Below are 14,259 nucleotides of genomic sequence, written 5' to 3'. Positions count from 1 at the left end.
GCACTGCATGGCGGCTTCGGGCAACGCATACAAGGTTGCGCTGTTCCTGGCACTGGCGAACGCGGATTGGGAGCCGGTGGTGGTGGATTATTTCGGCGGCGAAACCCGTGGCGATGCCTGGCGCGACAACCTCAATGAAATGGGGGAGATTCCGGTGCTGGAGCATGCAGGCCTGAAAATCAGCCAGTCCGGCGTGATCCTTGATTACCTGGCCGAGCAGACCGGCAAGTTCGGCGCACGCGATGCGCAGGAAAAGCGCGATATCTGGCGCTGGATCCTGTTCGACAACCACAAATTCACCAGCTATTACGCGACCCTGCGCTTCATGGTCGGCCTGCAGAAGTCGGGCGAAACGCCGGTGACCCAATTCCTGCGCGAGCGTGTGCTGGGCGCCTACCGCATCGTCGATAAACACCTGGCAGGCGCCGCGTTCCTGGTCGGCGAGCGCCTGACCATTGCCGACCTGTCGCTGGCGGGCTACGTCTACCTGCCGGAGGAAACCGGCATCGACATGGCCGAATTCCCGCACATCGCGGTCTGGAAAGAGCGCATCAGCGACATGCCGGGCTGGCGTCATCCGCACGACCTGATGCCGGGCCGCAAGGCGCTTGACCGCGCGCCCTGAGTCTCACGCGGCACTGCGCCAGGCGAGGATGCGCTCTTCAGCCAGCGAATGGCCTTCGATCATGGCGGCACGCGCGTTGGAAAACCGTGGAGTCGTCTGTTCGCTGAGCTGGTGCTGCCAGGTCAGGTGCGCCCGGTAGCCGCCGCCATCGCTCACTACTCGTACTGTGTATGTGAAGCCATCAACGGAAACGGTGCTTTCTGCCTCCGTGTCGGCAGGGACGAGTTCATTCATCGGTCCCTCCATTTTAACAAGCTGATCTACTTTGCGCCCGCTTGGCCCTCCGGTCAAGCGTGCAGTACCGTATCGAGTCGCTTGCCGCCGATACGTACGTTGTCGAGCGTGAGGTCGGCCACGTTGTACAGCCAGATTGGCTGGGCAGCGTTGACTGGAATGCCGAAATCGCAGTTGCGGATCGTGACGCGCCGTACCGGCAGCACCGGCGGCGCGGGCGGCGGGCCGTTGTAGTCGCTGACCACGGGACCGAGGATGGCGATGGCCTGGTAGCACGATCCGCTAACGCCGCCCTTGGCCACATTGCCGACGCTGACGTTTTCGATGTGGACGTCGGAGACTTCCGGCGGCCGCAGGCGGACGCTGTCGGCACCGGGCTGGTAATCGCAATCGAAAGAAATCACGGCGCCGGCCGCCGTCGACAGGCCTTTGGTGTCGATCGGCGAACCTGGCAACAGCGCATAGTGTGAGGCGCTAAGCTGGACGCCGTTGGGAACCTTGATGTTCTTCACGTAGAAATGGCGCAGGTAGCCGCCGCGGTTCATATTCGTCTTGAGGCGGATCGCAATATTCAGTGGGTCGGTCTGCCAGTGCGCATTCTCAAACACGAGGTCGCGCGCGTAGACATGCTCGATGCCGCCGGACATTTCGGAGCCCAGCGTCACGGCCCCGTGGCCGCTTTGCATGGTGCAGCGCTGGATCACGATATTGCGCGCCGGCCCGTACTGGGTGTCACGGTTCTTGCCGGCCTTGATGGCGATGCAGTCGTCGCCGGAATCGAATACGCAGTCCTCGACGAGCACGCGGTCGCAGGCCTCGGGGTCGAAGCCGTCACTGTTAGGTCCGCGGCTTTCGGCGTGGACCTGGCGGATCACGAGGTTGCGGCAGTTGACCGGATGGTGCTGCCAGAACGGCGTGTTCCGCACATGGTAGCCCTGAAGCAGCACGTTGCTGCAGTTGATGAAGTGGATCATCGGCGGGCGCAGGTAATGGCCCCGGCCAAAGACGCGCTGCTCGGCCGGTACGCCGGCTTCGGACAGGGCAGGGAGGTAGCGTTCGTCGCCGCGCCATTTGTCGTCCTCGCCTTCGATCAGCTTGCGCTGCGCCGCATCCAATGCAGGCGCCATTTCCGCCAGCGGTTTGTTGAGCGGGTTGGGCGAGACCTGTGTCGGCTGGCCTTCCTTGTAGCCGGGCGCGGTATTCTGCGAGACGGCGTTCTTGGTGCGATTGCGGCCTTTCCATGACCACCAGCATTCGCCGGCTTCGTTGAAGGCGACGCCGCCCTGGCCATCCAGTGTCGAGCTCCAGTCTTCGCCGGTCAGCGCGAAATTGCTGGCGTCCCGTGCGTACACCATCGGCGAGTAGTTCAGGCAATCGTTGCTTTGCCAGCGCGAGAGCGTGAGCTTGCCGTTCGCAGCGCAATCGAATTCGCCGTGCTGCGCGTAATGCTCCGGGTATTGCGAGAACAGGATGTGGGCGCCGGCCTGCAAATGCACGTGGACATTGGAGCGCAGCACCAGCGGCCCGGCGCAGTACCAGTAACCCTTGGGGATGACGACGCGGCCGCCGCCTGCGGCTGCGCAGGCCTCGATGGCGGCCTTGAAGTTCGCGTAGCAATCGTGGGCATCGTCGGCCTGGGTGGGCACCAGCTCCTGGTCGTCGTGGGTGACCCAGGCTTTGACCTGTTTTGTGCGGCAAGGCTGCGCGCCGAAGTGCGTTACGACGAAGTCTTCCTTGCGGAAGCGGACGGGCGCTTTCAGCGCCGCCACGATAGCGTCGGCGCGGCGCCATGCATCGCTGTTGTTCGTCCCGGCGCGGCCGGCGGCCAGCACCGGCAGCCATGGCCGGGTGAGGAGGGCGGCTGCGCCGGCTTGCAGCAGGCGGCGGCGTTGTAGTCGTGGTGCTTTCAAAACAGGTCTCCGGTCGGGTTTCATATGCGCTCAATATTAAAGTGGTCAGGCCAAAACAACAATCTGGACTGGCCAAAAGTGGCTTTTTTGCACATTTCTTCAATTTTTGCTTGTGAAATTGGCCTAACCACTTTAGTCTCTGGTTATACCAAAATCGAAAATAGATCAAACCAATTTGATCGCAAACATGGAGGAGACTCATGAATCAAGTTCCAGGCCCTCAAACCAAACGCGCCGTGCTGGCAACTGCTGTCGCCACGGCCGTTCTGCAGATGGCTAACCAGGCGGCGGCACAAACTGCGGCGCCGCCGGCGGAAGAGCAAATGGCATCGGTCGTGGTGACCGGTTCCCTGATCCGGCGCGTTGCCAATGAGGGCGCCACCCCGCTGGTCACCATCAAGTCCAGCGAATTGCAGGCACGCGGTAATACTGAATTGAAGGACCTGGTGCTGGAGATGCCGCAATCGCTGTCGCTCGGCACCAATAGCGGCGCGGCCGGCCCGATGATCAACCTGCGCGGCCTGGGTCCGATGCGCACCCTGACCCTGCTGAATGGCCGCCGCCTGGCGAACGAGCCGCTGCAGGACCAGTATGTCTCGGTCAACGTGATTCCTCGCATGGCGCTGGACCGGGTGGAAACCCTGAATGGCGGCGCTGCCTCGATCTACGGCGCGGACGCCATCGGCGGCGTGCAGAACTTCTGGACCAAGCGCGGTTTCGAAGGTGCGGACGTGAAGTTCGAATATGCGCCGACACAAAAAGGCGGTGCGGACACCAAGAGCTGGGGCATGATCCTGGGCGCCGGCAACCTGTCGCGCGATGGCTGGAACGCCTACATGGCCTTCGACTACCAGACCAAGGATGCGCTGTTCCAGTCCGACCGTCCGGACCAGCACGATCCCGCCATCCTGCGCACCCTGGGCCTGGGCATCACGCCGGACGCACGCAATCCATCGCCAAGCGCGAACTTCGGCTTTGCCCGCAACGCCAACTCCAATTACAACCCGACCTTCGCCACCGGTTGCCTGTCGCCGTATTCCACGCCGACCCTGGGCAACAACAGCACCGCCGCGACGCCGGTCTACGCACCGGGCTGCGCGCGCAATCCGCTGTACTGGAACGCCGTCACCGACGGCAGCGAAATCACCAACATCAGCGGCCGCGCGAGCCTGAACCTGCCGGGCGGCCATAAGCTGGACCTGGATATCCTGCATTCCGAATTCACCGTGAAGAAGTACCGCGGCATGCAGGTGCCGGGCAGTAGCAACCCGTTCACCACCTATTCGCTGCCGTCCACCAGCAAATATTACCCGGGCAACGGCATTACCCCGCTGGTGCAGGTGGTTGGCAGCAATACCGGCAGCAATTCGCCGGCCATGTTCATCGACCCGGCCAAGACGCCGGGCACGGTCAGCGACCTGAAAATGAACAACCGGACCATCTACTTCCAGTGGGGCCCCGCTGAACTAGGCCCGGCATACCGTAACGACGAACAGACCAACGACCGCATTGTGCTCACGGCCGAAGGCGAAGTGCTGGGCTGGGACTACCGCGCGGGCGTGAACATTGGCGAATCCAGGCGCGATACCCGCGCCGGCGGCGGCTACATCCTGTACACCAAGGCGCAGGAAGGGTTCAACAACGGGACCCTCAACCCGTTTGGCCTGCAGGACGCAGCCGGCCTGGCGTATTTGAACAGCATCCAGGCGAATGACTACACCTATCGCCTGAACAAAGCCTTCAACCGCAGCGTGGACGTGACGCTTACCAAGGGCGTGTGGGACTTGAAGGGGGGGCCACTGACACTGGCGCTGGCTGGCGAAGTGCGCCGCGACGGTGCACAAACCTTCAACGCACCGCTGGACTACGTGCTGAAGAAGGCCGACGGCAGCTATAACATCGACGCAGCCGGCAACGTGGTGCAGACTGACCTGGTCGGCGAAACCCCGCAAGGGGTGGCCAAGAACCTGCACCGCACGATCGCGTCGCTGCTGATGGAGGCGGATGCGCCGATCACGGAATCCTTCCTGCTGAATGGCGCGGTGCGTGCAGACCGCTACAATGACCTGCGACAGACCACGGTCAATCCGAAACTGGCCGCCCGCTGGCAGCCGTTCAAGCAGCTGGTTTTGCGCGGCAATGTCAACACTGGCTTCCGCGCACCGTCGATCATCGACATCCAGAACCCGACGCCGGAAGTGCGCAACCAGGTGATGGACGATCCGGTCCTGTGCCCCAGCTCGCAGCCTCTGGTGCCCGGCACCGGCACGCCGAAGCAGGGCTATACATATGACCAGGTATGTAATGTCGCCACCAACTACTGGACCAAGTCCCCTAACAACGATTTCCTGAAACCGGAAAAATCGCGTGGCTTCTCCTTCGGCTTCGCGCTGGAGCCGATGAAAGACCTGTCGATCACGGTCGACTACTGGGGCTTGAAACTGAAGGACGTGCTGGGCGCCGTGACCATCGCCGAGATCCAGCAGAACCCTGCCAAGTACAGCGTGAACTTCGTGCGCAATGCGGACGGCACCATCGACCATATCGTGGCGAGCCAGGCAAACCGCGGCCAGACCCGCGTGCGCGGCCTGGACCTCTCGGCCAGCTACCGCTTCCCGAAAACCAGCTTCGGTACTTTTGACGCGAAACTGGATGGCACGTATATGGACAAGTACGAGTTCCAGTCCGAAAAGGACGGCCCTTGGCTGAGCAACGTGGGCATCATCACCAACGATGGCCGCTATGGCGGCGCGGGTCCGAACTCCGGCCTGGCAGGCATGCCGCAGATTAACCCGCGCTGGAAGCATACGGCATCGGTCACATGGACTTACGACAAGTGGGCGACGACCCTGTCGCAGCGTTATAACTCGGGCGTGACCGACATCACTCCGCGTGCGGGTTCGACACTGACCGAGGTAGAGGCCTATAAGCAGTACAACGTGAACGTGAACTACACCGGCATCAAGAACATGACCATCAGTTTCGGCGTCAACAACCTGACGCAGGAATGGCCGCCGCTGACTTCCAACAGCACCTACAGCGGCGGGTACGTGACCTCGCTGGCAGATATGCTGGGCCGCGTGTATCGCTTCTCGGTGGAGTACAAGTTCTAAGATGCTGCTACGCTGCCTGCTGCTGGCCTGCACCTTGCTGCTGACGGCAGCAGGTGCGCAGGCCGATCCTGTTGAACAATGGGGAACGGCCGAGATTGAACTGGCCGGTCCCCAAGACGGCAACCCTTTCGTGGACGTGGAGCTGTCGGCGACGTTCAGGCAGGGAACGCACAGCCTGCAGGTGGCAGGCTTCTACGATGGCGACGGCAAGTACAAGATCCGCTTCATGCCGGACGCCATTGGTACCTGGGAGTACGAAACGCACAGTAACCGCAGCGCCTTGTCCGGCAAAACCGGCAAGGTGCAGGCGGTGGCGCCGAAGGCGGGCAATCGCGGGCCGGTGAGCGTGCGCAACACCTTCCATTTTGGCTACGCCGACGGCACGCCGTTCTGGCAGGTCGGCACCACCGCTTATTCCTGGACCAATCAGCCGGAGGACCTGCAGGAGCAGACACTGCGCACTTTGGCGTCCGCGCCATTCAACAAACTGCGCATGGGTGTATTCCCCAAGCGCTATGAGTTCAATACCAACGAACCGCCGCTGTATCCCTTCGAAGGCAAGGCGCCATCGCACTGGGATTTCAGCCGCTTCAACCCAGCCTTCTTCCGCAATCTGGAGCGGCGGGTAGGGCAGTTGCGTGCACTTGGCATTGAGGCGGACATCATCCTGTTTCACCCTTATGACAAGGGGCACTGGGGCTTTGATGCCATGCCGAAGGAAGCCAATGAGCGCTACCTGCGCTACGTGGTGGCGCGCCTTGCCGCCTACCGCAATGTATGGTGGTCGATGGCGAATGAGTTCGATTTCATCAAGTCGAAATCGATGGAGGACTGGGACCGCTATTTCCAGATCGTCCAGGCCAGCGATCCATACCAGCACCTGCGTTCGATCCACAATGCCTTTGTGTTCTACAACCATAGCAAGCCGTGGGTGACGCATGTCAGCGTGCAAAGCGGCTCGCTGGCCACGGATTATGAACGCGCGGTGCTGATGCGGGATGTCTACAACAAGCCGGTGGTCTATGACGAAGTCAAATACGAAGGCAACTTCCCCCAGCGCTGGGGCAACCTGACGCCGCAGGAAATGGTGCTGCGCTTCTGGGAGGGCGCCATTGCCGGCACTTATGTCGGTCACAGTGAAACCTATACCTCGCCGGACGATGTTGTGTGGTGGTCCAAGGGCGGTGTACTGCGCGGACAGAGCCCCGCGCGGCTGGAGTTCTTCCGCAAGATCCTGTCGGAGAGCCCGGCGCAGGGACTGGAGCCGATCGATAAATGGCAAGGCTATCCGTTCGCGGGGCGGCATGGACAATACTACCTGGGCTATTTCGGCGCCGGGAAGCCCTCAAGCTGGCCGGTCGTGCTGCATAACAAAGGCCTGGCCGACGGCATGACATTCCGGGCCGAGGTAATCGATACCTGGAATATGACGGTCACGCCGGTGCCGGGCGTATTCGAGATGCGCAAGCGTGACGCCTACAATTTCGCGGACAAGGACGGGCGCAGCATCGCTTTGCCAGGGCGTCCTTACATGGCGCTGCGGCTGGTTCGGGTTGGCGATGGCGCCGCGTGCGCTGGCGGAGCATCGTGGTGCGGCAGCGTGCCGCCGGCGGACGCGCAAGGGCTGGGCCTGGTGCCTGCAGCGCGGACTTCTGCGGCCACCTCCGGCGCGTATTTCGTCGAGGCCAGGATGCGCCCCGTCCCGGGAACAAGCCGCGCAGCATATGTGATCGCCCGTTATGCGGACGAGCGCAATTGGCTGGGCTTTGGCCTGGAGACTGCACCCGATGGCCGCAAGCTGGTGGTCAACATTACACGCATGATCGACGGCCAGCCAAAATTCATCAAGCAGGTACGCATCGAGCCGGACGCTGGCCAGGCCTCGTACACGCTTCGCCTGGACGTGGATGGCGCCGCGCTGACCGCCTACCTGAATGGCAACCGCCTGATCGGCGTTGACGAGCCGAATCCGCTGCCGCCGCGCATTGGCGTGCTGTCGCCCGGCGGCCGGTTTGATATCAGCGGCCTGCGCGCCGGTGGCATCGCGCAGCCGCCGCTAAGCATTGGCCTGGCGCACCAGCACAAGCAGATCGCGATGCAGGCTGGCGACCCTATGCGGCGGTTTGCCGTCCGTGCGGCCAGCCGTGGCGGCTTGCGTGCGCTGCGTTTCACCGCCGTTTCAGGCGACCCTGCGGTCGTCGAAGCCAGTGCTGACGGCGACGCGCTGGTGCTGGCGGCGCGCGGCACCGGCGCGACGACGGTCACCCTCACCAGCGCAGAAGATTCGAACGTGGCCGCGACGTTGGCGGTTCGCGTGGGCCCGGCATTTTCGACATCCGCGCGCAAATACAGCCTGGCTGGCCGCACGCAACCTGCTGCGGGTGAGCACGACGTCCCTGTCGACACGCGGCTGCAATTGCAATTCGACCAGGCGCCAGCGAAGAGCTCGTGTCCCGAAACGGGTGTGACCCCAGGGGGGGACACGGACACGGCCGTAGGGCTGTGCGGGTCCGGTTCGATCCGCATCGTGCGGGCGGCGGACAATGTGACCGTGGACGTCATTCGTCCGGGGTTGGAGCTTGACGAGATTGGCGCTACGCAAGACGGGGTGAAGCGCGTTGTCCGCTACACGGCGATTGCCACCGAGGGTGCGAATGTGCTGATTCGGCCGCATGACGGCAGGCTGGCCTACGGCACCGACTATTATGTGCTGGTGGACGGCCATCTGTTTGGTGGTGCGAAACTGGCTGGTGCGGCATTTGACGGCATCGGCAAGGCTGCGGGTTGGCATTTCCGTACGCGTGAACGCGCACCGCATGGCGCGTCGCTGCGTGTGGCCTCCGCTGGCAAAGCTGATTTCCGCACCGTGCAGGGCGCCTTGAATCACGCCATGCAGAATATTCCGCGTGCGCAGCCGGTAACGATCAGCCTCGCCAACGGCCGTTACGAGGGCTTGCTCTACCTGCGTGGAAAAGACGGCGTAACGCTGAAGGGCGATAGCCGCGGCGGCGCCATCGTCGCCGCTGAAAACAGCGATGGCGTCAATCCTGGCAGCGGTGCTGGCCAGCTGCCGCTGGCGCCGGGCGCCGCCGGCGGCCGCTCGGTCCTGCTGGTCGAGGATGCCGACCTGTTGCGTCTCGATACGCTTACCCTTGCCAACACCACCTGGCGCAGCAAAACCATCGGCGCGCAGGCGGAAGCCTTGAACTTCAACAGCGAAGGGCGTTTCATTGCCAACGAGGTCGACTTCTTCAGCGAGCAGGATACGGTGCAGGTGAAAGGCTATGCCTGGTTCTACCGCAGCCTGGTGGCGGGTAACGTCGACTTTATCTGGGGTTACAACCGCGCCGCGCTGTTTGAGGAGTCGGAAATCCGTTCCGTGGGCGACAGCGCCAATCCGGCCAGCGGGGGATACCTGGTGCAGGCCCGTACCGTCGCCGAGGACGACCCTGGTTTTGTGTTCCTGAACAGCCGCCTGACGCACGGCCCTGGGCCGGGGGGCAACGATGTGCCGCTCGGATCGAGCTACCTGGCGCGGCCGGGCGTGGCGACTGCCTGGGACAATGTCCGCTATATCAATTGCAGCGTCGGTCCGCATATCAGCCCCAAAGGCTGGCATGAAAGTCCGCGCGGCGGCAAAGGCTGGGAAGAGGGCGGAAGCACCGGGCTGGGCGGCAATCCGCTCGATCTGTCCCAGCGCGCGCATGGGCGCATTCTCACGCCCGCCGAAGCGGCTCGCTACGACAGCCGCGCCAAAGTTTTCGCGCAATACGACAATGGAAAAGGATGGAACCCGCAGCCATGAGCAAAGCAGTCCCGCAATCCCTGCAGCGCCGCACGCTGCTGAAAGGCGCCGCTACGGCCGGCGCCCTCGCTGCCGTCGGTGCGGCCTTTGGCGCGGCGGCGCGCGACCCATGGGCGCGCGCGCAGGAGATCCAGCGCCGCTTTGCTGCGCCGCTGGCATTTCCGCAGCGTGATTTTCCGATCACGGCTTTTGGCGCAAGACCATGTGAGCTGGTGAAAGTGCTTGGCTATCCTACGATCCGCAAGAAAGGCGAGCTGGAAACGCAGGCCGCCGGCGCGCATGACAGCCATCCGGCGCTGCGGGCGGCCATCGCCGCCGCGCACAAGGCCGGCGGCGGCAGGGTGCTGGTCCCCGCCGGGAACTGGTACTTGAAGGGGCCGATCACGCTGCTCTCCAACGTCCATGTCCACTTGCAGGCGGGCGCCCAGGTGCTGTTCAGCGCCAACCCGGCCGATTACGCGCGCGACGGCGACTATGATTGCGGCAAGAACGGCAAACTCGTTCTCACGCGCTGGCAGGGCAATGACTGCCTGAACTTCAGTCCCATGGTTTATGCCTGTGGCCAGAAGAACATCGCCATCACTGGCGAGGACTGGACCAGCATCCTGAACGGGCAGGCAGGCGTGCCTTTCGAAGACGGCAGCGGCAATTGCTGGTGGGGCATGAACCCGAAAGGCGCCTTGCCCGGCGCCGTGCACCAGGGCGTGCCCAACCCGGCCAATCCCGACTCGCTGGCGCAAGTGGCGCCGCAACTGGACCAGCAGGCGCGTGACCGCATCCATGGCCCGGGCGCGGCTTGGCGCGCGGACGCAAACTATCTGCCGGTGCTGTCCGAAGCGGGCGTTGCCCCCGAAAAGCGGGTGTTCGGGTTGGGCCACACGTTGCGGCCTTCGATGATCCAGTTCGTCGATTGTACCGATGTGCTGATGCAAGGCTACCTGGTCGTCAACACGCCGATGTGGATTCATCACCCGCTCAATTCGCGCAACGTGCATATCAAGCGGGTGCGAATGGACAGCATCGGTCCCAATTCCGACGGCATTGATCCCGAATCCTGCGACACCGTGCTGGTGGAAGGCTGCGAATTCAATACCGGCGACGATTGCATGGCCATCAAGTCCGGCAAGAACCGTGATACGCAGTTCGGCCCGACCCGCAATATGCTGGTCCAGAACTGCGTGATGAACAGCGGCCACGGCGGGATCACGCTGGGCAGCGAAATGGCGGGCGGCATCGAGCATATCTACGCGCAGAACATCGAATTCCGCAACGCGCACTGGGCCACCGATCCTTTGTGGACCGCGATCCGCTTGAAGACGAATATGAATCGCGGCGGCTACTTGCGCCACCTTTACGTGCGGGATATCACGCTGCCGAACGGCGTGCAGACGACGCCGCGCCCTTACAAGCCGCTGCCGGGCACAAGGCTGGGGGACAAGCTGCCATCGACCGGAGGCGGCGCCGTGCTGACCATCGACTGTGACTACGCCCCGTCGGACGACATCGTGCGCACGCGGCCGCCGGCGGTGTCGGATGTCCATATCAGCCGTGTCCGCGCCAGCAATGTCAATGGCGCGGACGGCGCTTACTCCTGTCACCAGATCATGGTCGTGCTCGGCCCGGTGGCGGGCAGTTTCAACGGGCCTGCCGGCACGCCGCTTCTGCCGCTGGCCGATATCTCGATCACCGACGCCGATTTCGGTACGCCGCGCAACGCTGCGGACCCCTGGTTCGTCTACAACGTCAAGCGCCTCAAGCTGGTCAACGTGCGCATTGCGGGAAAGATCATCAACACGGAGATCAACGCGTGAAGAGGCTTCTTGCATTGCTCGCGGCAGCGCTTCTTTCAACGGCGGCGCATGCGCAGGATGCCGGCCCGGTTGAACGCTGGGGCAGCAAGGAGGTCACGCTCGCAGGCCCGCGCGACGGCAATCCGTTCATGGACGTCGAGCTCTCCGCCACCTTCCGCCAGGGCGAGCGCAGCGTCGTCGTCGAAGGCTTCTACGACGGACAGGGACAGTACAAGCTGCGCTTCATGCCCGATGCCGAGGGAATATGGGAATATGAAACGCACAGCAACCGCGCTGCGCTGGATGGCAAACGGGGCAGGTTCACGGTGGCCGCGGCGACGGCCGGCAACCACGGCCCTGTGCGGGTACAGGGCCTGCACCATTTTTCCTATGAGGACGGCACGCCGTTCTGGCAAGTCGGCACCACCAGCTACGGCTGGACCCACCAGCCGGAAGCGGTCGAACGCCAGACCTTGACCACGCTCGCGGCGGGGCCGTTCAACAAGGTCCGCATGCTGGTTTTCCCGAACCAGGATGTCAAACACCAGCCACCCCGCTTCCCGTTTGAGGGGGCGCCGCCGAAAGCCTGGGACTTCAGCCGCTTCAATCCCGAATTCTTCCGCCATCTGGAGCAGCGCGTGGGCGACTTGCGCGCACTGGGCATCGAGGCCGACGTCATCCTGTTCCACCCTTACGATAAAGGCTACTGGGGCTTCGACCAGATGCCGGCGGACGTCAACCAACGCTACGTGCGTTACGTGGTCGCACGCCTGGCCTCTTATCGCAACGTCTGGTGGTCGATGGCGAACGAATTCGATTACCTGACAAAGAAACAGATGCCGGAATGGGACCGTTATTTCCAGATCGTGCAGGCGCGCGACCCTTACCAGCACCTGCGCTCAATCCATAACGCCATGGTGCTGTATGACCACCACAAGCCCTGGGTGACCCACGTCAGCGTGCAAAGCGGCGCCATTGCTGAAGACTTCGAACGCGCGGTCCTGTTCCGCGACGTGTATTCCAGGCCCGTGGTCTACGACGAAGTGAAATACGAAGGCAATATCGACCGCCGCTGGGGTCAACTGAGCGCGCAGGAAATGGTGCTGCGCTTCTGGATGGGCGCCATCGCCGGCACCTACGTCGGCCATAGCGAAATTTTCAAGGACCCGGACGATATGAGCTGGCTTGGCAAGGGCGGCACGTTGCGAGGCGAAAGCCCGCCACGGCTGGCATTCTTCCGCAGGATACTCTCCGAAAGCCCGCCCGAAGGCCTGGAGCCGATCGATAAATGGCAGGAGTACCCCTTCGCCGGCAAGCCTGCCCAATATTATCTCGGCTACTTCGGACAGCAGCGCCCCGAGAGCTGGCCCTTCGCCCTCGCTAAGCCGGGGCTGGAGGATGGCATGAAATTCAGGGCCGAAATCATCGATACCTGGAACATGAGCATCACCCCGGTTGAAGGCGTGTTCGAAATCCGCAAGCGCGACAACTACAGCTTCGCCGACAAGAACGGCCGTCGCATCGCGCTGCCGGGCCGCCCTTATATGGCGCTGCGCATTGTGAGGCTGCCATGAAGCGCTGCCTCTTCCTGGCCGCCGCGCTCCTCTCCGCCGCCGCCGCTTTGCCCATGCCGGCGCGCGCCGGCGTGATAGGCCGCATGACGCCCGCCGAGCCGCTGACTGAATCGCGCATCGCTTCCATCGCAGACGCGCATCAGCGCCAGGCCTGGCACGCCTATCTGGTCCGTTCACAAGCGGCGATGGCCGCCGACAAAGCCGCGCTGGCCGCGGAACGCCAGCCAGGCGTGGCGCCGCCGCCAGCATCAGCTCCGGGAAGCCCGAAAAGCATGCCTCTCCAGAACGGCGCGAACTGGTACGCCACGGCTGAAGCCCGCCGCGTCGCCGACAATATCGTCAGCTTCCAGACCCCGAGCGGCGGCTGGGGCAAGAACGCCGACCGCAGCGGCCCGCCGCGCCGGCGTGGCCAGGCTTACGTCGAAGCGGAGGGCAAGGAAGCATGGAATTTTGTCGGCACCATCGACAACGACGCCACCTCCACCGAGGTGCAATTCCTGGCGCGGGTGCAGGCGGCTTTGCCGGGCGGGGAGGGCGCAGCCTATCGTGCCGCTGCGCTGAAGGGCATCCAATACCTGCTCGACGCGCAGTACCCCAACGGCGGCTGGCCGCAAGTTTATCCGCTGCAGGGCGGCTACCACGACGCCGTTACCTTCAATGATGACGCCATGGTGTCAGCGATCGAGGTACTGCAGCGCGCCGCCGCCCGCCAGGGAGACTTCGCTTTCGTGCCGGAAGCGCTGGCTTCACCGGCGCGCGCCGCAGTGCAGCGCGGCATTAATGCGATCCTCGCGAGCCAGATCCTCATCAATGGCAAGCGCACCGCATGGTGCCAGCAGCACGACGCGATTACGCTGGTCCCGGTGGGCGCGCGCAATTTTGAGCCTGCCGCGCTGACCAGCGCTGAAAGCGTCCATATTCTGCAGCTGCTGAAACACGCGCCCGGGCAGACGCCGGAAATGAAGGCCGCCGTCGAAGCCGGTGTCGCCTGGCTGCGCAGCACCGCATTGCCGGCGCCGGGCGGCGGCAAACGCTGGGCGCGTTTGACGGACATGGCCAGCATGCAGCCCATCTTCGGCGACCGTGACCGCAGCATTCACGACAACGTGGACGACCTCTCGCCTGAACGGCGCAATGGTTATGCCTGGTATGTCGCGAGCCCCGCGAAATTTCTCGACGAAAATTAATAATTAGATAAAAATACCGGC

Annotated in this window: 8 protein-coding genes; 6 read left to right on the top strand and 2 right to left on the bottom strand. The window is 63.4% G+C overall.

Going from position 1 to position 14,259, the window contains the following annotated elements; all coding sequences use genetic code 11:
• The first annotated feature begins 7 nt into the window (after nt 1-7).
• Nucleotides 8-625 (top strand): glutathione S-transferase family protein, encoded by a 618-nt coding sequence (locus GM658_RS00875; protein WP_229416701.1) that lies wholly within the window; start codon nt 8-10, stop codon nt 623-625.
• Between the two features lie 3 nt (nt 626-628).
• On the opposite strand, the gene GM658_RS00870 is transcribed toward GM658_RS00875, so the two are convergent.
• Entirely contained in the window at nt 629-859 is a 231-nt protein-coding gene (locus GM658_RS00870; protein WP_155452126.1) for a hypothetical protein, read from the bottom strand.
• A 53-nt stretch (nt 860-912) separates the two neighbouring features.
• Nucleotides 913-2,769 (bottom strand): glycoside hydrolase family 28 protein, encoded by a 1,857-nt coding sequence (locus GM658_RS00865; protein ID WP_229416700.1) that lies wholly within the window; start codon nt 2,767-2,769, stop codon nt 913-915.
• Between the two features lie 200 nt (nt 2,770-2,969).
• On the opposite strand from GM658_RS00865, the gene GM658_RS00860 reads away from it, so the two are divergent.
• Genes GM658_RS00860 through pelA form a run of 5 tightly spaced genes read left to right on the top strand, consistent with a single transcriptional unit; the run spans nt 2,970 to nt 14,238 of the window.
• The gene (locus tag GM658_RS00860; protein WP_155452124.1) at nt 2,970-5,882 is read left to right on the top strand and encodes a TonB-dependent receptor domain-containing protein; all 2,913 of its coding nucleotides are present in this window, start codon (nt 2,970-2,972) and stop codon (nt 5,880-5,882) included.
• Between the two features lies 1 nt (nt 5,883).
• Nucleotides 5,884-9,687, top strand: coding sequence for a pectinesterase family protein (locus GM658_RS00855; protein WP_155452123.1), 3,804 nt, complete (start codon nt 5,884-5,886; stop codon nt 9,685-9,687).
• The gene (locus tag GM658_RS00850; RefSeq protein ID WP_155452122.1) at nt 9,684-11,498 is read left to right on the top strand and encodes a glycoside hydrolase family 28 protein; all 1,815 of its coding nucleotides are present in this window, start codon (nt 9,684-9,686) and stop codon (nt 11,496-11,498) included. The genes GM658_RS00855 and GM658_RS00850 overlap by 4 nt, the downstream gene beginning before the upstream one ends.
• Nucleotides 11,495-13,051, top strand: a complete 1,557-nt coding sequence (locus GM658_RS00845; protein WP_170298619.1) for a DUF5060 domain-containing protein — start codon at nt 11,495-11,497, stop codon at nt 13,049-13,051. The genes GM658_RS00850 and GM658_RS00845 overlap by 4 nt, the downstream gene beginning before the upstream one ends.
• Nucleotides 13,048-14,238: a pectate lyase gene (pelA, locus tag GM658_RS00840; RefSeq protein ID WP_155452121.1), complete on the top strand. Its 1,191-nt coding sequence runs from the start codon at nt 13,048-13,050 to the stop codon at nt 14,236-14,238. Before GM658_RS00845 ends, pelA begins: the two co-directional genes overlap by 4 nt.
• The last annotated feature ends 21 nt before the right edge of the window (nt 14,239-14,259 follow it).

This window comes from Massilia eburnea, assembly GCF_009720745.1.
GTDB lineage: Bacteria > Pseudomonadota > Gammaproteobacteria > Burkholderiales > Burkholderiaceae_D > Rugamonas > Rugamonas eburnea.
The sequence above is the reverse complement of the archived record's forward strand: the minus strand, read 5'-3'. Positions and strand labels throughout refer to the sequence as shown.

Excerpts from the sequence above, each read along its gene's own strand:
- GM658_RS00855 (WP_155452123.1), top strand. The coding sequence starts at position 5,884 with ATGCTGCTACGCTGCCTGCTGCTGGCCTGCACCTTGCTGCTGACGGCA.
- GM658_RS00875 (WP_229416701.1), top strand. The coding sequence starts at position 8 with ATGGCGGCTTCGGGCAACGCATACAAGGTTGCGCTGTTCCTGGCACTG.
- GM658_RS00860 (WP_155452124.1), top strand. The coding sequence starts at position 2,970 with ATGAATCAAGTTCCAGGCCCTCAAACCAAACGCGCCGTGCTGGCAACT.
- GM658_RS00870 (WP_155452126.1), bottom strand. The coding sequence starts at position 859 with ATGAATGAACTCGTCCCTGCCGACACGGAGGCAGAAAGCACCGTTTCC.
- GM658_RS00850 (WP_155452122.1), top strand. The coding sequence starts at position 9,684 with ATGAGCAAAGCAGTCCCGCAATCCCTGCAGCGCCGCACGCTGCTGAAA.
- pelA (WP_155452121.1), top strand. The coding sequence starts at position 13,048 with ATGAAGCGCTGCCTCTTCCTGGCCGCCGCGCTCCTCTCCGCCGCCGCC.